This is a genomic window from Kribbella italica (assembly GCF_014205135.1).
Lineage (GTDB): Bacteria > Actinomycetota > Actinomycetes > Propionibacteriales > Kribbellaceae > Kribbella > Kribbella italica.
In genome coordinates this window covers 4,166,669-4,186,459 of sequence record NZ_JACHMY010000001.1, presented here as the reverse complement: position 1 = coordinate 4,186,459, position 19,791 = coordinate 4,166,669, and the positions used below count along the sequence as shown (strand labels likewise).

General features: G+C 68.3%; 22 protein-coding genes. 9 read left to right on the top strand and 13 right to left on the bottom strand.

What is annotated here, in order from left to right; genetic code table 11:
* The first annotated feature begins 104 nt into the window (after nt 1–104).
* Nucleotides 105–614 (top strand): hypothetical protein, encoded by a 510-nt coding sequence (locus tag HDA39_RS19360; RefSeq protein ID WP_184796945.1) that lies wholly within the window; start codon nt 105–107, stop codon nt 612–614.
* A gap of 365 nt (nt 615–979) precedes the next feature.
* Here HDA39_RS19360 and HDA39_RS19355 read toward each other — a convergent pair whose 3' ends face one another.
* On the bottom strand, nt 980–1,306 hold the full coding sequence (locus tag HDA39_RS19355; RefSeq protein WP_184796944.1) for a putative quinol monooxygenase: 327 nt from the start codon (nt 1,304–1,306) through the stop codon (nt 980–982).
* 569 nt (nt 1,307–1,875) lie between these two features.
* Nucleotides 1,876–2,766, bottom strand: coding sequence for a MurR/RpiR family transcriptional regulator (locus tag HDA39_RS19350; RefSeq protein WP_184796943.1), 891 nt, complete (start codon nt 2,764–2,766; stop codon nt 1,876–1,878).
* 96 nt (nt 2,767–2,862) lie between these two features.
* On the opposite strand from HDA39_RS19350, the gene HDA39_RS19345 reads away from it, so the two are divergent.
* From HDA39_RS19345 to HDA39_RS19315, 7 genes are read left to right on the top strand one after another with little or no spacing between them, the layout of a single operon-like run.
* Nucleotides 2,863–3,957: a C45 family autoproteolytic acyltransferase/hydrolase gene (locus tag HDA39_RS19345; protein ID WP_184796942.1), complete on the top strand. Its 1,095-nt coding sequence runs from the start codon at nt 2,863–2,865 to the stop codon at nt 3,955–3,957.
* A gap of 8 nt (nt 3,958–3,965) precedes the next feature.
* Nucleotides 3,966–5,603, top strand: coding sequence for an ABC transporter substrate-binding protein (locus HDA39_RS19340; protein ID WP_184796941.1), 1,638 nt, complete (start codon nt 3,966–3,968; stop codon nt 5,601–5,603).
* Between the two features lies 1 nt (nt 5,604).
* A complete protein-coding gene (locus HDA39_RS19335; RefSeq protein ID WP_184796940.1) occupies nt 5,605–6,549 on the top strand; it encodes an ABC transporter permease in 945 nt (314 codons plus the stop codon).
* A complete protein-coding gene (locus HDA39_RS19330) occupies nt 6,546–7,400 on the top strand; it encodes an ABC transporter permease (RefSeq protein ID WP_184796939.1) in 855 nt (284 codons plus the stop codon). Before HDA39_RS19335 ends, HDA39_RS19330 begins: the two co-directional genes overlap by 4 nt.
* Nucleotides 7,401–7,402: 2 nt before the next feature.
* Nucleotides 7,403–8,197, top strand: a complete 795-nt coding sequence (locus HDA39_RS19325) for an ABC transporter ATP-binding protein (RefSeq protein WP_184806290.1) — start codon at nt 7,403–7,405, stop codon at nt 8,195–8,197.
* A complete protein-coding gene (locus HDA39_RS19320; RefSeq protein ID WP_184796938.1) occupies nt 8,194–9,033 on the top strand; it encodes an ABC transporter ATP-binding protein in 840 nt (279 codons plus the stop codon). The genes HDA39_RS19325 and HDA39_RS19320 overlap by 4 nt, the downstream gene beginning before the upstream one ends.
* Complete coding sequence (locus HDA39_RS19315) at nt 9,030–9,863, top strand: alpha/beta hydrolase family protein (protein WP_184796937.1); 834 nt, start codon at nt 9,030–9,032, stop codon at nt 9,861–9,863. Before HDA39_RS19320 ends, HDA39_RS19315 begins: the two co-directional genes overlap by 4 nt.
* On the opposite strand, the gene HDA39_RS19310 is transcribed toward HDA39_RS19315, so the two are convergent.
* From HDA39_RS19310 to HDA39_RS19300, 3 genes are all read right to left on the bottom strand, one after another.
* Nucleotides 9,864–10,058 (bottom strand): hypothetical protein, encoded by a 195-nt coding sequence (locus tag HDA39_RS19310; protein WP_184796936.1) that lies wholly within the window; start codon nt 10,056–10,058, stop codon nt 9,864–9,866. It abuts the gene before it with no gap.
* A gap of 287 nt (nt 10,059–10,345) precedes the next feature.
* Nucleotides 10,346–11,119 (bottom strand): ABC transporter permease, encoded by a 774-nt coding sequence (locus HDA39_RS19305; RefSeq protein ID WP_184796935.1) that lies wholly within the window; start codon nt 11,117–11,119, stop codon nt 10,346–10,348.
* The gene (locus HDA39_RS19300; RefSeq protein WP_184796933.1) at nt 11,116–12,027 is read right to left on the bottom strand and encodes an ATP-binding cassette domain-containing protein; all 912 of its coding nucleotides are present in this window, start codon (nt 12,025–12,027) and stop codon (nt 11,116–11,118) included. The genes HDA39_RS19305 and HDA39_RS19300 overlap by 4 nt, the downstream gene beginning before the upstream one ends.
* Nucleotides 12,028–12,109: 82 nt before the next feature.
* On the opposite strand from HDA39_RS19300, the gene HDA39_RS19295 reads away from it, so the two are divergent.
* Nucleotides 12,110–12,844 (top strand): TetR/AcrR family transcriptional regulator, encoded by a 735-nt coding sequence (locus HDA39_RS19295; protein WP_184796931.1) that lies wholly within the window; start codon nt 12,110–12,112, stop codon nt 12,842–12,844.
* Here HDA39_RS19295 and HDA39_RS19290 read toward each other — a convergent pair.
* The 8 genes from HDA39_RS19290 to HDA39_RS19255 form a co-directional block, all read right to left on the bottom strand.
* Nucleotides 12,841–13,470, bottom strand: coding sequence for a nucleoside/nucleotide kinase family protein (locus tag HDA39_RS19290; protein ID WP_184796929.1), 630 nt, complete (start codon nt 13,468–13,470; stop codon nt 12,841–12,843). The genes HDA39_RS19295 and HDA39_RS19290 overlap by 4 nt on opposite strands.
* Nucleotides 13,471–13,547: 77 nt before the next feature.
* The gene (locus HDA39_RS19285; protein WP_184796927.1) at nt 13,548–14,312 is read right to left on the bottom strand and encodes an urease accessory protein UreD; all 765 of its coding nucleotides are present in this window, start codon (nt 14,310–14,312) and stop codon (nt 13,548–13,550) included.
* On the bottom strand, nt 14,296–15,012 hold the full coding sequence (ureG, locus tag HDA39_RS19280; RefSeq protein ID WP_184796925.1) for an urease accessory protein UreG: 717 nt from the start codon (nt 15,010–15,012) through the stop codon (nt 14,296–14,298). Before ureG ends, HDA39_RS19285 begins: the two co-directional genes overlap by 17 nt.
* Entirely contained in the window at nt 15,005–15,682 is a 678-nt protein-coding gene (locus HDA39_RS19275; RefSeq protein WP_184796923.1) for an urease accessory protein UreF, read from the bottom strand. The genes ureG and HDA39_RS19275 overlap by 8 nt, the downstream gene beginning before the upstream one ends.
* Complete coding sequence (locus tag HDA39_RS19270) at nt 15,682–17,448, bottom strand: urease subunit alpha (RefSeq protein ID WP_184796921.1); 1,767 nt, start codon at nt 17,446–17,448, stop codon at nt 15,682–15,684. The genes HDA39_RS19275 and HDA39_RS19270 overlap by 1 nt, the downstream gene beginning before the upstream one ends.
* Nucleotides 17,441–17,755 (bottom strand): urease subunit beta, encoded by a 315-nt coding sequence (gene ureB / locus HDA39_RS19265; RefSeq protein ID WP_184796919.1) that lies wholly within the window; start codon nt 17,753–17,755, stop codon nt 17,441–17,443. The genes HDA39_RS19270 and ureB overlap by 8 nt, the downstream gene beginning before the upstream one ends.
* A gap of 10 nt (nt 17,756–17,765) precedes the next feature.
* Nucleotides 17,766–18,068: an urease subunit gamma gene (locus HDA39_RS19260; RefSeq protein WP_184796917.1), complete on the bottom strand. Its 303-nt coding sequence runs from the start codon at nt 18,066–18,068 to the stop codon at nt 17,766–17,768.
* Nucleotides 18,065–19,711 (bottom strand): purine-cytosine permease family protein, encoded by a 1,647-nt coding sequence (locus HDA39_RS19255; RefSeq protein ID WP_184796915.1) that lies wholly within the window; start codon nt 19,709–19,711, stop codon nt 18,065–18,067. Before HDA39_RS19255 ends, HDA39_RS19260 begins: the two co-directional genes overlap by 4 nt.
* Nucleotides 19,712–19,791 lie beyond the last annotated feature (80 nt).

The following is a 19,791-nucleotide window of genomic DNA, read 5'->3' as shown; positions in this document are numbered from 1 at the left end:
ATCCCGTAGCGTAGATCAACGACGACGCGTGCGTGTGGCTCTGGACGCGGCTCCAGGGCCACACGCAGGCCAACCAAAGCAGTTCTCGACCCAGGAGCACCCGAATGCGCGATGCAGCACAACCTGAAACCTGGACCGCTGAAATCGATCTAGGTAGCGGCGTTGACGTTCCCGCGCGACGCGGCCGAGCGGTATTTTGGCTTGTCGGTCTGATCTTGGTTGTGCTGTGGTGCATCTACCTGATCATCGACAACAACACCTCGAGCGAACCGCGCTCCAGGGTCCTCGTGTGGGTCGGTATCGTCGGTCTTGCACTTCTCGTACCACGGGGTCTTTGGCTTGTGTGGCGGCTCGTCAAACCGTCGGTCCTTACATTCGACCTGGAAGGCGTTCAGCTCGGCCCACGCAAACTAAAATGGACGCAGATCCGAGATGTCACCCTGCGACCAAAGTCGCCGGTTTTTCGCTACCTTGCGATCGGTAAAGCCTCTGTCAGGATCAGGGACATTCACGGCACGGCCATCAATGTGACCCACGAGCATGTCGACGATCTTGACCCACTTGCCGAGTGGCTCCGGCGGATGCACGACGTTCGGACGAGCGAAGTCGAGTAGCTTCTGCCTGGCTGCGGAGCGGGCACGGTTTCTGCGGCACCACTTGGCAGCGCCATCGGCATTGTTGTCGGACTCGCGTACGCAATCGGAGCGAGGCTGGATTGATCAACAGCCGTGCTGCCATTGGCTCTGAGCACCGGCATTGGAATCGACAGCCACGCCCTCGACCAGCGGAGCTATTCCGCGCCCCGGGATATCCGCACCTGCCGATAAGCGACGAGCTCACGGTCAAGCATCTGCGGGGGAGATCCTGGCAGGGGCAGGCGATCGCGGAACTCGGCGTCGAGATCTGTGTTGTGCGGATCCCGGACGACCTCGTGCGGGACATCCTTGCTGCTCAGGAACGCCAGTTCCGGTGAGCCGGGTCAGCGGTTGACGGCTAGTTCGCCCAGTTCGGACCAGTTGTTCTGGTCGAGTTTGAAGTTGACGATGCGGGGCGTCTCGAGCAGGTGGGGTGGGAGGGACTGCTGGGCCGCCTTGAAGTGGGCTGAGGTGACGTGGGCCGAGGCGGCGTCGTCGTCGGCGAAAGCCTCGACGAGGACGTACTCGGTGGGGTCGTCGACCGAGCGGGACCAGTCGAACCACAGGCAGCCGGGCTCGTTGCGGGTCGCAGTGGTGAAGTCGGCGGTGATGGCGGGCCAGTTGTCGGCGTCGTCGGGCAGGACGCGGAACTTCGCGGTGATGAAGATCATGGAGGGGATGTTACCGACGCACGCCCGCTTCCGGGGGTGCTCGGGCGGCCGAATCGATTGGCTGTATGCGGGCGGCCATGCGGCCGATGAGGTCGCGCGGAGCTGAGGTCGCATCGGCCGACTGCGAAGCGTTTGAGCCATCCGGGCAGTGTGCGCGCCCGACCGTTGTGGGCGGGTAGGCCTCCGCCGGGGCGGGACGGCGGGCCTGGCAGGTTTCCGACCCGGGCATGATCCCACGGCGGCCCGGGCAGTATCCCGGCCGCAGCACGGTGGCATGGACGGGGGCCGGTTAGCCGCCGTGCGGCGGGCCGCGCTGCGCATGGTGCACCGCCGAGGCTTGCCCGCGGAGTCGGGTGTACACCTGACGGCCCTGGCGTGCCGCCTAATCACCCGCCGTGGGATGGAACGTCAGGCGTAGTGACTGGAGCGCGGCTGGAAGCGGCAGCTCCTCATCGCGGGGTCGGCGCACCTACCGACCGTTGTGTGCTGTCCAACCACCCAACCGTGGGATGGAACGTCAGGCGTAGTGGCTGGTGCCCGGCTGGATGCGGTAGCTCCTTTCCCCCGGGTCAGAAGCCCAACTGCTGGCGGATGGTCGCCAGCGTGTGGGCGGACTCCAGCGTGTGTTCCGTGTCGGCTGCCGCGACCGCCTGGGCGAGGGCGTCGGTGACGACGATCGAGGTGAGGACCTCGGCGGTGATGCCGGTGACGGTGTTGGGGACGTGCATGGCGACCGTGACGTCGCCGGCGAGGCGTTCGGCGACCTTTTGCTCCGAGAGCAGGATGATGTGCGCGCCGACCGAGCGTCCGCGGGCGATGACGGCTTCGGCGTCCAGGATCAGGCGGCCGGGGGCGATCACCACCACGACGTCGCCGTGCTGGATGCCGATCAGGTCGTCGGCCAGGCGGAAGCCCGAGTTGGTGATCGCGCGGGCGGGGCGGCCCAGGCGGCGGAGCTTCAAGGTGAGGTGCTCGGCGGCGACGTAGTTCGCGCCGAAGCCGTACGAGACGATCTCGCGGGCGTCGAGCAGGAGCCGGACGGCTTCGGCGTACGCGTCCATCGGGAAGCCCTCGTTGAGGAACTCGATCCGCTCGATCGCCTCGGTGATCACCTTGTCCCAGACGTGCTTGGGGTCGCCGCCGGTCGACGTGATCCGGTCGCGCAGCCGCTGCTCGCGCTGCGCGGTGCCGAACGGGGACGCGACCTGGTCCTTCAGCTCGGCCAGGCCCTTGTACCCGAGTGCCTGCAGCGTCCGGATCACGGTCGCGTTGCTGGTCCGGCTCTCGACGCCCAGATCGGCCGCGGACAGGTACAGCAGCCGCTCGGGAGAGATCTCGGACAGCGACCGGCAGACCGCCTGCGCGGCGGGGGTGAACTCGTCCCAATGGTCACGAATGCGCGCCCGAAGCTCCGCGATCGCCGGATTCTTTGCCGTAACCCCTGTTACCTCATCGGTCATCTGTGTATCATCCGATCCCATCGAGCCTGTAACGAACCGTTCAAAGACGGTCCCCCTGTAATGCCATGGTAAGTCCCCACAAGGAGTTCCGTCCTGATGAGGATCATCGAGGTGTCGAGTCCGTCGGCCTATGATCGCGGACTGCAGTACGGACGCGCAGCCGCCGACCTGGTCGGGGCGTCGATCGCGTACTACCGGGCCGCGTTCGAGGAGCAGCTCGGCCGGACCTGGACCGAGATCCAGACCCTGTCCGCGCCGTGGGAACGCCTCGTGGCCACCGATTTCCCCGAACTGTACGAGGAGCTGCGGGGCATCGCGGCCGGTGCGGGTGTGGCGGTCCGCGAGATCGTTGTCCTGAACTGCCGCGGCGAGATCGTGTACGACGCCGCCAAGTACCGCAAGACCGACGAAACCGACGGCTGCACCTCCTTCTCGATCACCGGCCAAGCAGCCGCCGACGGTCACGTGTACGCCGGCCAGAACTGGGACTGGCGGCACGCCGTCAGGGACACCGTCGTGGTCCTGAAGATCGTCCAGCCGCCGAAACCGACCGTGATCATCCAGACCGAGGCCGGCCAGATCGGCCGGCACGGTGCCAGCAGTAACGGCTTCGCGCTGAACGCGAACGGCCTCGGCGGCCGTTTCGACGAGACCGTCGGCATACCGCAGACGGTGATCCGGCGCCTCGTCCTGGACTCCACGACGATCTCCGACGCCCTCAAGGTGCTCATCCGCACGAGGGCGCACATCGCGAGCAACGCCCTGCTGACCGACCGATCCGGTTTCAGCATCGATCTCGAGACCACGCCGGGCGCCCACGGCTGGGAGTACCCGGTCGACGGGTTGCTTGTGCACGGCAACCACTACCAGGCGTTCGTGCCCCCGCAGCTGGCGGCACAGCACCGGCCGATGTCCCCTGACTCACTCCTCCGGGTGCCACAGGCCCGGAAAGGCCTGCAAGAGGCGGCCACCACCACCGACGTACCGAAGGCAGTGCGGAGCGCGATGTCGGACCACCTGGGGCAGCCCGACTCACTCTGCGCCCATCCCGACGACCGGCTCGGCGCGCTGAGCCAATGGTCGACCGTGCTGTCCAGCCTGGTCGATCTCACCACCGGCGACTACCGCGTCGCAGCAGGCACCCCGTGCGAGCACGACTACGAGCTCGTGCCCTTCAATCTTTACGACTAGGAGCACCTATGTCCGCCTCCTCTCTGAAGAGGTTCACCACCGGTACGGCGTTCGCCGCGGCCGGCGTGCTCGTCGCCGCCGGCTGCGGTGACAGCGGCAGCCCGGCGCAGTCGCCGGTGCTGGACCAGATCAAGCTGGTCGACAGCACCCCGGCCGCGGCCGGTCAGCTCGACAAGGCGATCTGGTTCATGCCGAAGGAGCCGCGTTCGCTCGATCTCGACAACGACGCGGCCAACTCGCAGAGCGATCTGATCCTGGCCAACGTCTGCGACCGCCTCCTGCAGCTGCAGCCCGACCTGACCCTCAAGCCGGGGCTGGCCGAGAAGTACGCCTGGAAGGACGCGACCACACTGGTCTTCACGATCCGCCAGGGCGTCACCTTCCACGACGGCAGCCCGATGACGGCCGACGACGTGCTGTGGAGCCTGGACCGGCACCGCGCCGACGGCGCCTCGGAGTCCGACGAGTACGTGAACGTCACCGGGGTCACCAAGACCGGCCCGAACGAGGTGACGGTCAAGTTCAAGCAGTCCGACGCCGTCTTCGTCGAGGCGATCGCCGGCGACGCGGGCGTCGTCCTGAGCCGCAAGGGTGTCGAGTCGCAGGGCAAGAAGTACGGTACGCCGGCCGGGACCGACGCCTGCACCGGCCCGTTCCAGCTGAAGGAGTGGCAGTCCGGCAAGTCGATCACGCTGACCAAGGCGCCGAACTACTGGAACAAGCCGAAGGCCGCGAAGACCGACGAGATCACCTTCAAGTGGGGCAGCGACGACGTGATCGTCAACTCCCTGAAGACCGGCGAGGCGACCGGCTCGTACCTGGAGAACCTGTCCTCGGCGACCCAGCTCGCCACCGGCGGTGCCACGACGGTCAGCCAGGGCCCGGACACCCGGGTCTGGAACATGATGATCACCGACCGCGGCGGCCTGAAGGACGTCTGGCTGCGCAAGGCGCTGGCGATGTCGATCGACCGCGCGGGCGTGGCCAAGGCCGCGTTCTCGGGTCTCGGCCAGCCGTGGAAGGAGCCCGTCGGTTCCGGTGCCTGGGGCTACGAGAAGGACAAGTTCAAGGCCGCGTACGACGCCCTGCCGGGCCTGCCCGCCAAGCCCGAGCAGTCCGACCTGGACGCGGCCAAGAAGCTGGTCCAGGAGGTCGGGGAGACCCAGCCGCTGATCATCGCCAGCGACGGATCGCCGGTCCGCAACGTGATCGCCAACGCGTTCGTCGACGCCGCCCAGAAGATCGGGCTGAAGGCAACGATCACGCAGATCCCGACCGCGCAGTACGACCCGTACGACGAGACGATCCGCAAGAGCGTCGACATCCTGACCGACGACTACTTCGTCTCCAAGAACGACCCGGTCGGCTTCTACAAGAACGGCGTCAGCACCTCGACGGTGCAGTGGCTGCTCAAGGACCCGGCGTACGACGCGCTGGTCAGCAAGGGCCGCGCGGCCTTGGACGACGGAGAACGGGCCGGCATCGCGATCGAGCTGGCCAAGAAGTGGTCCGAGGCGATGCCGTGGATCCCGGTGGTGGACAGCCCGAGCACGGTGGCGCTGTCGTCGAAGGTGACCGGCGTTCCGGCCAGCGGTTGCTACCGCTACTCGCCGTGGGCCGCCGACCTCGGGACCAAGGGGGCCTGACATGGTCGCACTGCGGCGCCTTGGCGCGATGGTGCTCACCCTGGTGATCAGCTCGTTCGTGATCTTCGCCGGGATGTACGCAGCGCCCGGTGACCCGGTCGCGTTCCTGATCGGCAACCCGGAGAACATGACACCGGAGCGGATCGCCGCGGTGCGGGCCGAGTACCACCTGGACCAGCCGTTCCTGCACCAGTACTGGATCTGGGCGACCGATCTGCTGCACGGTGACTTCGGCTCGTCGTTCATCTACCAGCAGCCGGTCACCGACCTGCTCGGCAGCCGGCTGCCGGTGACGCTGTCCCTGGTCGCGTACTCCGGGGTGCTGTTCATCGTGATCGGTGTCCTGCTCGGCGTGGTCTCCGCGCTGCGCAAGGGCACCGCGATCGACTCCTTCATCACCGGTATCACCACGTTCGCGACCTCGATCCCGAACTTCGTCGTCGCGGTCGTGCTGATCTCGGTGTTCGCGGTGAAACTGCGCTGGTTCTCGGTGTCGGGCCCGGGCGAGGGTTTCTTCGGCCGGATCCACCACCTCACCCTGCCGGCCATCGCGCTCGCGCTCGGCGCGATCGCGGTGGTCAGCCGGGTCACCCGGCAGACGATGGTCGAGCAGCAGAGTCTCGACCACGTCGAGGCGGCCCGCAGCTACGGTCTTCAGTCCCGGAAGACCGTCCTGCGGCACGTCCTGCGGAACTCCCTCGGCCCGATCGTGACGATGTGCGGGCTGATCCTGGCCGGCATGCTGGCCGGCACGGTCGTGGTCGAGGGAGTCTTCGGGCTGAACGGGATCGGCAGCCTGCTGGTGGAGGCGATCAACACCCACGACTTCCCGGTGGTGCAGGCGATCCTGCTCTACATGGTGATCGCCTACATGGCCGTCACTGTGCTCGTCGACCTGATCTATCCGTTGCTCGACGCAAGGGTCCTGGCCAGGAGCGTCTCATGACCGTTGATCTGTCCGCGCCCGTCCTGACCGCCACGGCCACCCGCCGTCGCCAGGAGTGGCCGTTCTACCTGAGTGCCGCCGTCCTGGCGCTGGCCGTGATCGCCGCGGTCTTCGCGCCGATCGTCTCGCCGTTCGATCCGTCCCAGACCGACTTCGGCGCGCTCTGGGAGCCGCCGAACGCGACCCACTGGCTCGGCACCGACCAGTTGGGCCGCGACATCTTGTCGCGGATCATCCACGGGGCGCGGCCGAGCCTGCTCGGCGCGATCGCGCTGCTCGCGGTCGCGACCGTGATGGGCGTCGTGATCGGCATCACCGCTGCCTGGAAGGGCGGCTGGGTCGACACGGCGCTGAGCCGGGTGACCGACGTGATGTTCGCGTTCCCGGGCCTGCTGTTCGTCGTCCTGGTGATCGCGGTGTTCGACCGCGGGCAACTGACCTCGGTCCTGGGGATGGCGCTGGCCTACGCGCCGGCGATCGCCAAGTTCACCCGCGCGATCGCGCTGGAGGAGATGGCCCGCCCGTACGTCGACGCGTACCGCCTGCAGGGAGTCGGCGGTGTCGTGCTGTGCGGCAGGTACCTGTTGCCCAACCTGATGCCCACGCTCGTCGGCTACCTGGTCGTGCTGTTCGGCGAGGGCCTGATGAGCCTCGCGTCGCTGAACTTCCTCGGCTTCGGCTCGCAGCCGCCGAGCTCGGAGTGGGGCCTGATGGTGCAGGAAGGCCGGACCGGTGTCATCCAGGGCATCGTCGGCCCGGCCCTGATCCCCGGGCTGACGATCGCGATCGTGGTGGTCGCGACCAACGTCATCGGCGTCCGGCTGTCCGACAAGCTGGCGGTGAGGAAATGAGCATGCTGCTCGAGATCGAGGACCTGACGCTGCGCGTCCCGACGGTGGAGATCCTGCGCGGGATCTCGTTGCAGGTGGCAACCGGTGAGACGGTCGGGCTGGTCGGCGAGTCCGGGTCCGGCAAGTCGACCACCGCCCGCGCGGCGCTGCGGCTGTTCCCGGACGAAGCCCAGGCCGGCGGCCGGGTCAGCGTCGGGGGAGTGGACGTGCTGTCCGCCGCCGACGCGACCGTGCAGAAGATCCGGGCGAACGACGCCGCGATGATCTTCCAGGCACCCCGTACGGCGCTCAACCCCGTACGCCGGATCGGCGACTCGGCGACCGAGCGGCTGGTCCAGGTGCACGGGCTGACCAAGAAGGCCGCGCGGTCCAAGCTGCTCACGCTGTTCGAGCACGTCGGGCTGCGGGACCCGGAGAGTCTGCTGAGGAAGTACCCGCACCAGCTGTCGGGCGGGATGCTGCAGCGGGTCGTGATCGCGGCCGCGCTGAGCATCGACCCGAAGCTGCTGCTGGCCGACGAGGCAACCAGCGCTTTGGACGTGACCACGCAGGCCGAAGTACTTGCCTTGCTCAAGCGGTTGCGTGGCGAGCGGGACCTCGGCGTCCTGTTCATCACCCACGACCTGCACCTGGCGGCGGCGTACTGCGACCGCGTGTACGTGATGCGCGAGGGGCTGATCGTCGACCACCAGCCCGGGGCGACGATCTTCGAGAACCCGGCCAACGAGTACACGCGGCAGCTGTCGGAAGCCGTTCCGACGCTGCCCGAGCAGGACGGCGAGGTGGTGACCCGATGACTGTTCTCGCGGTCGACAAGCTCTGCAAGACCTTCCACGGCCGCCGCGGGCAGGCGCCGGTGGTGGCCGCTCGCGACATCAGCTTCTCCGTCGAGGCCGGTGGTTCGCTCGGCGTCGTCGGCGAGTCCGGCTCCGGCAAGACCACGGTCGCCCGGATGCTGGTCGGCCTGGCCACGCCCGACGGGGGCACGGTCACGGTCGACGGCCGGGAGACCGGCCGGTCCGAGCGCGGTAAGGCGGCCCGGCTGCGCCGCGCCCGGGAGATCCAGATGGTGTTCCAGGATCCCTACACCTCGCTCGACCGCAGGCTCAGTGTCGAGTCCTGCCTGCGTGACGTCCTGAACCGGCACCGCTCGGACCTGGCCAAAGCCCAAGCCGCGGCCGAGGTCGCCAACCTGCTCGACCAGGTCGGCCTGGCGAGCAAGCTCGCGGCGTCCCGGCCGCACGAGCTCAGTGGTGGCCAGCGGCAACGGGTCGCGATCGCGCGGGCGCTCGCCGTACGGCCGAAGGTGCTCGTGCTGGACGAGGCGGTCTCCGCGCTCGACGTCTCGGTCCAGGCCAGGATCCTTGCCCTGCTCAACGAGCTCCGCGCCGCGCTCGGGATCGCGCTGGTCTTCGTCAGCCACGACCTGGCCGTGGTCGGTGAGGTCACCGACCACATCCTGGTGATGTACCGCGGCGACGACGTCGAGCAGAACGCCACGGCCGAGCTGCTCCGCCGGCCACGTCACCCCTACACCCAGATGCTGCTCTCCTCCGCCCCCGGACCCGGCTGGCAGCCGGAGCGGGTGGCCGAGCTGCGCGCGGCATTCGCTCTCACCGAAGGACGTTCATGACCGACACCCAGCAGGTCGCCCCTACCGCTGCGTTCTACCAGCGCGGGTCGATCCCGATCTTCGCCTCGCAGGCCGACCCCCGGCTGCACTACCTGCTCTACGTGCCCCAGCAGCTGAAGGACGACGACCAGGCGCCGCTGCTGGTGGTCCAGCACGGGACCGCGCGGACCGCGGCCAAGTACCGCGACCACCTGAAGCCGTTCGCCGACGAGCACGGCGTGGTGATCCTGACACCGATCTTCCCGGCCGGGCTGATCGACCCGACCGACCTGCACAACTTCAAGTTCATCGAGTACCAGGGCATCCGGTTCGACCACATGCTGCTGTCGATCGTCGACGAGGTGGCCGAGCGGTTCCCGGTCGCGACGGACAAGTTCTACCTGCACGGGTTCTCCGGCGGCGGGCAGTTCGTGCACCGCTTCCTCTACCTGCACCCCGAGCGGTTGGCCGCGGCGTCGATCGGTGCGCCCGGGCGGATCACGCAGCTGGACGACAAGCTCGACTGGTGGCTCGGAACGCGGGGGTTCGAGGAGAAGTTCGGCCAGACGATCGATTTCGACGCGCTGCGCCGGGTCCCGATCCAGATGGTCGTCGGCACCGAGGACGTCGAGACCTGGGAGATCAACAACCCCGGCGAGTCCAACTGGATGGACGGCGTCGAGAAGACCGGGAACACCCGGATCGAGCGCCTGCGCACCCTCGAGGCCAACTTCCGCTCCCACGGCCTGGACGTCACCTTCGACCTCGTCGAGGGAGCGGCCCACTCGGGGAGCCTGATGCTCCCGACCGTGACGACCTGGATGGAGTCCTTGATGAACGCCCACGCCTGATCAGGCGGCGGCGCGGGTCCGGTTCTTCTCGGCCCACACGGCCCGGCGCAGCTTCGCCTTGTCCGGGTAGCCGGCGGCCTGGCCGATCAGGTAGACGTCGTGGCTGCGCATGTTCACCATCGCCGCGACGAACCACACCGGGTTCCCCTCGGCCAGCATGGTGACGATCATCTGGTTGGCGCTGTTCTCGTTCATGCTGACCCTCTCCCTTGGTGTCTCGCTCTTACTGGTACGTCGGACCAGAACCGCCGAAATCGACACGACCGGAAAAGAAGTACGGTGGGTAGCTGTGAGGACGGACAGCGACCGTTGGGCGCACCGATCGACCGCTCAGCGGACAGCCTTTCGAGAATCGCCGTCCCGGTTCCGGGCTGACCCTTCGGAGGCGATAGATTTGAGGTCCCCCCCACGTGTGGAGGTCCCACTCCCCCCGGGACCCGCACGGGCGAGTGCCCCGATCCAAGGTCGGGGCATTCGTTTTTTCAGCTGTTGCCACGGCGCCGGTAGAGCAGCGACGCGAAGCCGACCGAGAAGACCAGCAGGCCGCCGCACCAGGCCAGTGCGATCCAGCCGCTGCTGCCCAGCGGCGTACCGGTCAGGAAGCTGCGCACGGTCTCGATCACCGGTGTGATCGGCTGGTGCTCGCTGATCGGCCGCAGCCAGCGCGGCATCGTCTCGGGCTGCACGAACGCGCTGCTCAGGTAGGGCAGGAACAGCATGAAGAAGCTCAGCGTGCTGGCCGACTCGACCGTCTTCGCGATCACCCCGAGCCCGGCCGCGAGCCACGACAGCGCGATCACGTAGAGCGCGAGCAGCCCGATCGCGCCGAACCACTCGGCCACCGACGCGTCAGGCCGGAAGCCCATCGCCAGCGCTGCGAGCAGCACGATCGCCGTCGACACCGCGTTGCGCGCGACGCTCGCCGTGACGTGCCCGGTCAGGACGGCGAAACTGCGCACCGGCAGAGAGCGGAGCCGGTCGATCATGCCCTTGGTCATGTCGTCGGCGACCGCCATCGCGGTGTTCGACGCGCCGTACCCGGTGGTGAGCAGCAGGATCCCCGGTACGACGTAGTTGATGTACTGCGTCCCGGTCTCGATCGCGCCGCCGAACACGTAGACGAACAGCATCATCATCAGCAACGGCAGCAGGATCGACACGAACAGGGTGTCGACGTTGCGCCGGCTCAACCGGACACTCCGGTCGATCATCGTCACGGTGTCGCTCACCGCGGCACCGAATCCCTCGTGGCTCATACCGGCTCCTTGGCGGTCAGGGTGAGGAAGACGTCGTCCAGCGTCGGCCGGTGCGACGAGACCCGCGCCGGCTGCAGACCGTGCGCGCGCAGGTCGTCCAGTACGGCGTGCAGCTGCGCCGCCGTACCGTCGGACGGAAGATTGACCAGTACGCCGTCCGCGAGCCCTTCGAGCAGGTGCGCGGCCATCCGCGCGTCGGCCGGCTCGGCGAAGTACAGCTCGATCCGCTCGCCGCCGATCTGCGTCTTCAACGCGTCGGCGGTCCCGGCCGCGGTGATCCGGCCGTGGTCGAGCAGCACGATCCGGTCGGCCAGGCGGTCGGCCTCCTCGAGGTACTGCGTCGTCAGCAGGATCGTCGTCCCGTCGCGGACGAGCTCGCCGATCGCCTCCCACATCGTCAGCCGGCTGGCCGGGTCGAGCCCGGTGGTCGGCTCGTCCAGGAAGATCACCCGCGGCCGGCCGATCAGGCTCATCGCCAGGTCGAGCCGGCGGCGCATACCGCCGGAGTAGGTCTTCACCCGGCGGTCCATCGCGTCGGTGAGGCCGAAGCGTTCGAGCAGCTCTCGAGTGCGCTGTCTCGCCGGGCCGCGCCCGAGATGCATCAGCCGGCCGACCATGACGAGGTTCTCCCGGCCGGTCTGGTTGTCGTCGACCGCGGCGTACTGGCCGGTCAGGCTGATCACGCCGCGGACCTTCGTCGCCGCGCGGACGACGTCGTACCCGGCGATGGTGGCGCTGCCGGCGGTCGGGCGGGTGAGCGTGGTCAGGATCCGCACGGTGGTGGTCTTGCCGGCGCCGTTCGGGCCGAGCAGGGCGACCACCTCACCCTCGCGGACGGTCAGGTCGACCCCGGACAGCACCTCGGTGCCGCCGTACGACTTGGTCAGGCCGGTGGCCTCGACGATCATGGACTTCCCCCTTACTGCGTATCGGGTACGCTAAATAGCGTAGCAGGTACGCAGTACACGTTTCTAGACTGAGGCGGTGGAGATGAGTGAGCTACCCGCGGACGTGGCGCTGATGTGGGGACTGAAGGACGCGACCCGGCGCGGACCGAAGCCGGCGCTGACGGCCGAGGACATCACTCAGGCGGCGATCGAGCTCGCGGACGCCGAAGGGCTCGCGGCGGTGTCGATGGCGCGGGTGGCCGAACGGCTCGGCAACTCCACGATGGCCCTGTACCGGCACGTGAAGAGCAAGGACGAGCTGCTCACGCTGATGTCGGACGCCGCGCTGGAGTACCCGGCGCCGATGCCGGACGGGACGGACTGGCGGACCGGGCTGACGTTCTGGGCCGACAACGTGCTGACGGTGACGCGCCAGCACCGCTGGTACGCGCAGATCCCGATCACGGGCCCGCCGGCCGGTCCGCGCAACCTCGCCTGGTTCGACGCGGCGCTCGGAGCGCTGGCCGGGACCGGCCTGAGCGAGGAGGGCAAGGTCGGTGTGGTGATGGGCGTGATGACGTACGTGCACGGCCAGATCCGCCTGTCCATGGATCTGGCCGCGGGCTTCGCCGACCAGCCCGAGATCTTCAGCCGGTACGGCGCGATCCTGTCCACCGTCGTCGACCGCCGAAGCCTGCCCGCCCTCGGCCGGGTCCTCGACGCCGGCGTCTTCGACGTGGACATCGCCTTCGAGGAAGCCGACAACCAGGACTTCGACTTCGGCCTCCAGCTCTACCTGGACGGCGTCGCCGGTTTCATCGAGCGGACCTGTAGTTAGCTGAGGTGCAGCACCGCATCTGCTGACGGCCTGGTGGAGGCGATCAGTTCGGCGTTGCGTTCGTCGGACCCGTACGTGCGGTCGTGGGCCTCTTCGGAGGAGCGCCCGAAGCGGCGGTGCCGGGCCTCCAGGCGAGCGTGCCGGACGTCCTCGGGAAGGTCGATGTACCAGACCTCGTCGAGCAGCTGGCGACCCGTTGCCCAGGGCTCCTGGTCGAGCAGCAGGTAGTTGCCTTCGGTGACGATCAGGTCGATCTCCGGCCCGATCTCGATGCTGGCGGCAATCGAATCCTCCAGCTCGCGGTCGAAGCGTGGGGCCCACACCGTGCCGTCCCGTTCGTGCAGGCGCCGCAGCAGCGCGACGAAACCCGCCGCGTCGAACGTGTGCGGCGCGCCTTTCACCGACGCCAGGCCCAGCGTGTCCAGCGCGGACTGTGCGAGGTGATACCCGTCCATCGGCAGTGACGCGACCTTCAGTCCGTCCGCGATCAGCTCCGCGACCAGTCGTTCGGCGTACGTCGACTTGCCGGCCGCGGGGGCCCCGGTGATGCCGAGGACCGCCCGCTCGGGTCGCGTTGCCAGCTCGGCAGCACGTTCACGGGCGGCAGCTGGGTCGAGTGAGCGCATCCCCAGATCCTAAGCGCGGACCTCCACCACTCAGTAACCTTTGCGCAACACGTGGTCTCCCGCCTGAAACTCGCTGATCATCCGCTGCCCACCGGGGTTGGTGAGTGGTGGAGATCCGCCCAGAGCTTCCCGAGATCGCTCGCGTGTTGCTCTCCGACCAACCGGCGCGCGATCGAGCCCGGGCCTTCGAGCTGCAGCGTCTGCGGCGCCTCCGGTAGACGGTGCCCGAGCGTGGTGATGCTGTCCAGGCACCGAGCCTCGCCCAGCACAGCCCACCCCGAACGCACCCCGGGCGCCAGATCCAGGTCCTCGACCAGCAGCTCGCTCGGGCTGGAGCTCCCTGGGCCGGAGTTCGCCAGGCTGGAGCTCGCCGGGTCGGCTCCGCCGGAGAGGAACGCTCTCGTCCTCGTCCGGAGTCGCCCGCCGGCCTCGCCGTGGCGGCCGAGAACCAGCGACTCGCGCAGCGTCGCCCGGCAGCCCTCATCCAGCGTGATCGAGCTCGACCGCTCCACATCCGCACCCTCGGCGACAACGAACGGTTCGCCGTGCCAGCTCAGCTCAGCGCCGTCGGTCAGCGCGATGTCCACCTCCCACCGAGCCGATCCGCCCCGCATCGCGTAAGCGACTGCTCCGGCGATCTCCACGATCTCCAGCTTGACCTTGCCACTGGCAACTACTTGAAGACGGACGTCGTCCCCCGCCAGCAACAACGCGCCCGCGGCCACCAGTGCGACCCGCACCACGCCGTACGGCGCCGGCAGTCGCCGGGGGGAGAGGTTGCCGGTGCGTAGTACGCACCGATCCCGCACGGGATCGGCAACGACGTCAATGCGAGTGAGCATGAACGTGGGTGAGGATCTCGCCGTCCTCGCCGGCATGCGAGTGCGGCGCCATCGGGCCAGGATCGACCGGCACGTGCGCGCCTCCGCGCACGATCGCCGTCATCTCCAGCACCCACCGCTTCAGCGCCGCGACCGAATCAGCATCCGTCCGCGACAACGCCAGCACAGGCTTGCCGGCCCGCGCGGCCTCCGCGTCCGCGACCATCCGCGGGACATCCACCCCCACGTACGGCGCCAGGTCGGTCTTGTTCACCACCAGCAGATCGGCGCGCGCGATCCCCGGACCACCCTTGCGCGCGACGTCCCCACCGCCGGCGACGTCGAGTACGAAGATCTGCGCGTCGACGAGCGCGGGGGAGAACGTCGCGGTGAGGTTGTCACCGCCGGACTCCACCAGGACGACGTCGAGCGGGGCGAAGTCGCGTTCGAGATCCTCGACGGCGATCAGGTTCGGCGTGACGTCGTCGCGGATCGCGGTGTGCGGGCAGGCGCCGGTCTCGACCGCGCGAATCCGCTCGGCGTCGAGCACCCCGGCCGACCGCAGCAGCCGCGCGTCCTCGTCGGTGTAGATGTCGTTGGTGATCACGCCGAGCCTCAACTCGGAGGCGAGTTCGCGGCAGACGGTGGCGATCAGCGAGCTCTTCCCGGTACCGACCGGCCCTGCGACACCGAGCCGGAACGACCTGCTGGACTCAGGCATGGAACAACCTCATTCTCTCGACGGAGTGGTTCTGGGCGAACACATCGATCAGCGGAGCCCCGTACGCCGGTACGTCGGCCGCGCGGGTCAGCCCGGCGACGTCGACGACAAGCTCCTCGATGTCGGGGTGCAACGCGGCCAACCAGCACGCCGCATCGGCGGGGTCAACCGGCAACAGTTTGAGCGACGCGGCAACGACCGTCTGCGCGTCGTCGTACGCGATCAGGCGAGCGGTCTGCGTGGCCGACAGCTCGTTGACCGCAGCAACCACCCCGACGACGATCGGCCGCGGAACCTCGCCATCGGCCAGCAGATGCTCGGCCACTTGGGGCCAAACCCTCGTCGCCAACCGCAGGTAGGCCCGCCCTTGCCGCCGGGCCACGCTCCGAAGAACGTGACTCGGTACCCGAGCAGCCCAAGCGGCCTCGAGAGCTTGCAGACCTTGGTCGACAGTTGCGGTGAGGTGGCGGGCGACTACTGCCACTCCTGCTTCGGCCCGCGTGACCGTGCGGAGGCGGTCTCGCGCGTACTGCTCGACCTCAGCCAGCTTGTTGCCGTCGGCGCCCAGTCCCGCGCGGACGGCAGGTTCGAGGCCGGCGGACTGGGTGTGCCCACCGGTGGGAAGGCGCGCGTCGGCGAGCATCATCGCGACCAGTTCGGGCGATCCCATCAGAACATCTGGTACAGCTGGGCCAGTGGCAACCGGTCGGCCGGGGCGGGCTCGATCAGACCGCCGTCGACGGTGATCGCGAACGTCTCCGGATCGATCTCGATCGACGGCAGGGCGTCGTTGTTCTTCAGCTGCGCCTTGCCGACGTCGCGCGTCGGGCGTACGGCGAGCAGTTCGCGCCGGAGTTCGAGGCGCTCGGCCAGGCCGTTCTCGAGCGCAGCCGGAGCGACGAACGAGTACGACGTCCGCGCGCCGATCGCGTCCCCGAACGCCGGCCGCATCAGCACCGGCTGCGGCGTCGGGATCGAGGCGTTCGGATCGCCGAGCGCGGCCCAGGCGATCGTCCCGCCCTTGATCACCAGTGCCGGCCGGACGCCGAAGAACGCGGGCTCCCACAACGCCAGGTCGGCGAGCTTGCCTGGTTCCACCGACCCCACCAGGTAGTCGATTCCGTGGGCAATTGCCGGATTGATGGTGTATTTGGCGACATATCGCCGCACGCGATCGTTGTCCGCCAGCGAGCCGATCAGCGCCACGCCGGCGCCGCCGCCCGTCGGGTCGGCGGGGCCGAGGTCCGGCGGGCCACCGGCGTCCAGGTGCCCCCGGCGGAGTTTCATCACGTGGGCTACCTGCCAGGTCCGCGTGATGACCTCGCCGATGCGGCCCATCGCCTGGGCGTCGGACGAGGTGATCGACAGGGCGCCGAGGTCGTGCAGGACGTCCTCGGCGGCGATGGTGGTGGCGCGGATGCGGGACTCGGCGAAGGCGAGGTCCTCGGGGAACTCGGGGTTGAGGTGGTGGCAGACCATCAGCATGTCGAGGTGTTCGGCGACGGTGTTGACGGTGTGGGGGAGCGTCGGGTTGGTCGAACCGGGGATGACGTGCGGGTGCGCGGCGATGGAGAGGATGTCGGGTGCGTGCCCGCCGCCGGCGCCCTCGACGTGGAACGCGTGGATGGAGCGCCCGGCGATCGCCGCGAGGGTGGATTCGACGAAGCCGGCTTCGTTCAGCGAGTCGGCGTGCAGCGCGACCTGGAGCCCCCAGTCGTCGGCGGCTCGCAGGGCGGCGTCGATCGCGGCGGGCGTCGATCCCCAGTCCTCGTGGACCTTGTAACCGGCAGCCCCGGCGAGTGCTTGTTCGGCGAGGCCTTCGGCGCTGACGGTGTTTCCTTTGCCGAGCAGTAGCACGTTGAGCGGGAAGTCGTCGAGGGCGCGATGCAGTTGCTGGAGGTGCCAGGCGCCGGGCGTGACAGTCGTCGCCTTGGAGCCCTCGCTCGGCCCGGTCCCACCGCCGACGATCGTGGTGATTCCGGATGCGCTGGCCTCGTGCAGCTGCGACGGCGAGAGCAGGTGGACGTGCGAGTCGATCCCGCCGGCGGTCAGGATCCGCCCTTCGCCCGCGATCACGTCGGTCGACGGGCCGATGCGCAGGTCGGGGTGGATGCCGTCGGCAATGTCCGGGTTGCCCGCCTTGCCGAGCGCGACGATCTTCCCGTCCCGCAGACCGACGTCCGCGCGGACGATGCCCCACCAGTCGATCACCAGCACGTTGGTGATCACCGTGTCCGGCGCGCCCTCGGCGCGGGTGGTCGTCCCCTGGCCCATCGACTCGCGGATCGACTTCCCGCCGCCGAAGACCACCTCCTCCCCGCCGACGGTCAGGTCGCGTTCCACCTCCACCCACAGGTCGGTGTCGCCCAACCGCACCTGGTCGCCGACGGTCGGCCCGTACAAGGCGGCGTACGCCGCACGCGAGATCTCAACCATGCTTCACCTGCAGACCCGGTACGACGCGTCGCCCGCGGAGGCTCACCGCGGCGACCTCACGCGAGGCTCCAGGTTCGAAACGCTGCGAAGTACCGGCAGGAATGTCCAGCCGGAACCCCTCAGCGGCCTCCCGATCGAAGGCAAGTGCGGAGTTCGCATCAGGAAGATGCAGGTGCGAACCGATCTGCACCGGACGATCGCCGGTGTTGAGGATCACCAGCCGCAGCCGCTCGGACGGCGTCCGGTCGGCGTTCAGTTCGATGGTGCCGGGAGCAACCCGGACGGCTCCAGGGCCTTCAGCTGACATGGGCAGCTCCTCAGATGATCGGGTGGTGGATGGTCACGAGCTTGCGGCCGTCGGGGAACGTCGCTTCGACCTGGACGTCGTGCAGCAGGTCGGCCACGCCCTCCATCACGTCCGAGCGGGACAGCACTGTCCGTCCGGTTTCCATCAGGTCGGCGACCAGCGCGCCTTCGCGGGCTCGTTCGATCACCCAGGTGCTGAGGAGGGCTACGGCTTCCGGGTGGTTGAGGAGGACTCCTCGCGACAGCCGGTCGCGGGCGACCATGCCCGCGACCGACAGCAGGAGCTTCTCGACCTCGCCGGGAGTGAAGTTCATGAAGCGGGCAGGACGTGATCGGCGACCTTGTCCGTGCTCAGGCACAGCGAGCAGACGTACGCATCGTGCGTCGCACAGGCCGCCATGTCGGGCCGTTCGTAGTCCTGCCGGCAGACATGACAGGTCAGTACGGCGCCCGACGGGTTCCCGTGCTCGTCGAGCATCGGGAGTTCGATGCCGTCGTCGGTACGGCGCAAGTAGTACCGTCCGCCGGTCGCGACAGCCAGCAGAGGCGGCAGCACGAGCGCCAGACCGATCGCGACCAACGGCGAGTACGGCCTGATCGCAGAGCCGAGCCCCCCGAAGAAGACCAGGATCGAGACCCCCGCGGCGACCGCCATCGAGACGAAGCCGACCGGGTTGACGGCGTACAGCATCCCCCGGCGGAACTCCGGCCGCAGCGGCGAGAGCTTCAGCAGGTACTTGTTGAAGACGATGTCGGAGGCAACGACCACGATCCAGGCGATGCCGCAGTTGGCGTAGAAGCCGAGGATGGTGTTGAGGAAGTCGAACATGTTCGCCTCCATCAGCACCAGCGCGATCAGCAGGTTGAGGCCGAGGAAGACCAGCCGGCCGGGGTAGTGCCGGGTCAGTCGCGTGTAGGAGTTCGTCCAGGCGAGCGAGCCGGAGTAGGCGTTGGTGACGTTGATCTTGATCTGGCTGATGACAACGAGTACGACGGCCAGCGTCATCGCGAGCCAGCCCGGCAGGAATCCGTTGTAGATCTCCAGGAACTGGTGCACCGGCTCGTTCGCGACCGACGCGCCGTCGGCGACGTTCGCGATCAGGTAGACGGCCAGGAACAGCCCGATCGCCTGCTTCAGCGCGCCGAAGATCACCCAGCCCGGTCCCGCCAGCAGCATCGCCGACCACCAGCGGCGCGAGTTCTCCGGCGTCTTCGGCGGCATGAAGCGCAGGTAGTCGATCTGCTCGGCGATCTGCGCGATCAGCGACAGGCAAACGCCGGCGGCGAGCAGCATCGATCCGACGTCGGTCGCGCCCTGCCCGTTCTCGCCTTGGTAGGCGAAGAACGACGACACCGACTCCGGGTGCGAGACGACCAGGTACACGAACGGCAGCACCATCAGCACCAGCCACAACGGCGTCGTCCAGACCTGCAGCGTCGACAGCACCTTCATCCCGTAGATCACCAGCGGGAAGATCACCAGCGTCGACACGGCGTACCCGAGCCAGAGGGGAACGCCGAGTCCGAGCTCCAGCCCCTGCGCCATGATCGAGCCCTCGAGGGCGAAGAAGATGAAGGTGAACGACGCGAAGATCACGTTCGTCACCACCGATCCGTAGTACCCGAAGCCGCTGCCCCGGGTGATCAGGTCGAGGTCGACGTTGTAGCGCGCCGCGTAGTACGCCAGTGGCAGGCCGGTCGCGAAGATCACCACGGCGAAGATCGCGATGCCCCACAGCGCGTTCGTCGTGCCGTACGAGATGCCGATGTTGGCGCCGATGGCGAAGTCGGCCAGGTAGGCGATCCCGCCGAGCGCGGAGACACCGACCACGCCGGTCGACCACTTGCGGTAGCTGCGCGGGGCGAACCGCAGCGTGTAGTCCTCGAGCGTCTCGCGGGTCGCCGTACTGGGAGCGGGTGGATCAGTGCGCTGGTCGAGCGAGGGTTCAACGGTCATCACGAACTCCTGGCGGGCACCTTCAGGCGGGTGGTGCAGTCGATGCACCCGAATGGAAGGAACCTAGGAACCGTCTGTTA

Excerpts from the sequence above, each read along its gene's own strand:
- HDA39_RS19325 (WP_184806290.1), top strand. The coding sequence starts at position 7,403 with ATGCTGCTCGAGATCGAGGACCTGACGCTGCGCGTCCCGACGGTGGAG.
- HDA39_RS19345 (WP_184796942.1), top strand. The coding sequence starts at position 2,863 with ATGAGGATCATCGAGGTGTCGAGTCCGTCGGCCTATGATCGCGGACTG.
- HDA39_RS19270 (WP_184796921.1), bottom strand. The coding sequence starts at position 17,448 with ATGGTTGAGATCTCGCGTGCGGCGTACGCCGCCTTGTACGGGCCGACC.
- HDA39_RS19320 (WP_184796938.1), top strand. The coding sequence starts at position 8,194 with ATGACTGTTCTCGCGGTCGACAAGCTCTGCAAGACCTTCCACGGCCGC.
- HDA39_RS19350 (WP_184796943.1), bottom strand. The coding sequence starts at position 2,766 with ATGACCGATGAGGTAACAGGGGTTACGGCAAAGAATCCGGCGATCGCG.
- HDA39_RS19315 (WP_184796937.1), top strand. The coding sequence starts at position 9,030 with ATGACCGACACCCAGCAGGTCGCCCCTACCGCTGCGTTCTACCAGCGC.
- HDA39_RS19360 (WP_184796945.1), top strand. The coding sequence starts at position 105 with ATGCGCGATGCAGCACAACCTGAAACCTGGACCGCTGAAATCGATCTA.
- HDA39_RS19310 (WP_184796936.1), bottom strand. The coding sequence starts at position 10,058 with ATGAACGAGAACAGCGCCAACCAGATGATCGTCACCATGCTGGCCGAG.
- HDA39_RS19255 (WP_184796915.1), bottom strand. The coding sequence starts at position 19,711 with ATGACCGTTGAACCCTCGCTCGACCAGCGCACTGATCCACCCGCTCCC.
- HDA39_RS19330 (WP_184796939.1), top strand. The coding sequence starts at position 6,546 with ATGACCGTTGATCTGTCCGCGCCCGTCCTGACCGCCACGGCCACCCGC.
- HDA39_RS19305 (WP_184796935.1), bottom strand. The coding sequence starts at position 11,119 with ATGAGCCACGAGGGATTCGGTGCCGCGGTGAGCGACACCGTGACGATG.
- HDA39_RS19300 (WP_184796933.1), bottom strand. The coding sequence starts at position 12,027 with ATGATCGTCGAGGCCACCGGCCTGACCAAGTCGTACGGCGGCACCGAG.
- HDA39_RS19355 (WP_184796944.1), bottom strand. The coding sequence starts at position 1,306 with ATGATCTTCATCACCGCGAAGTTCCGCGTCCTGCCCGACGACGCCGAC.
- HDA39_RS19335 (WP_184796940.1), top strand. The coding sequence starts at position 5,605 with ATGGTCGCACTGCGGCGCCTTGGCGCGATGGTGCTCACCCTGGTGATC.
- HDA39_RS19295 (WP_184796931.1), top strand. The coding sequence starts at position 12,110 with ATGAGTGAGCTACCCGCGGACGTGGCGCTGATGTGGGGACTGAAGGAC.
- ureB (WP_184796919.1), bottom strand. The coding sequence starts at position 17,755 with ATGTCAGCTGAAGGCCCTGGAGCCGTCCGGGTTGCTCCCGGCACCATC.
- HDA39_RS19340 (WP_184796941.1), top strand. The coding sequence starts at position 3,966 with ATGTCCGCCTCCTCTCTGAAGAGGTTCACCACCGGTACGGCGTTCGCC.
- HDA39_RS19275 (WP_184796923.1), bottom strand. The coding sequence starts at position 15,682 with ATGGGATCGCCCGAACTGGTCGCGATGATGCTCGCCGACGCGCGCCTT.
- ureG (WP_184796925.1), bottom strand. The coding sequence starts at position 15,012 with ATGCCTGAGTCCAGCAGGTCGTTCCGGCTCGGTGTCGCAGGGCCGGTC.
- HDA39_RS19260 (WP_184796917.1), bottom strand. The coding sequence starts at position 18,068 with ATGAACTTCACTCCCGGCGAGGTCGAGAAGCTCCTGCTGTCGGTCGCG.
- HDA39_RS19290 (WP_184796929.1), bottom strand. The coding sequence starts at position 13,470 with ATGCGCTCACTCGACCCAGCTGCCGCCCGTGAACGTGCTGCCGAGCTG.
- HDA39_RS19285 (WP_184796927.1), bottom strand. The coding sequence starts at position 14,312 with ATGCTCACTCGCATTGACGTCGTTGCCGATCCCGTGCGGGATCGGTGC.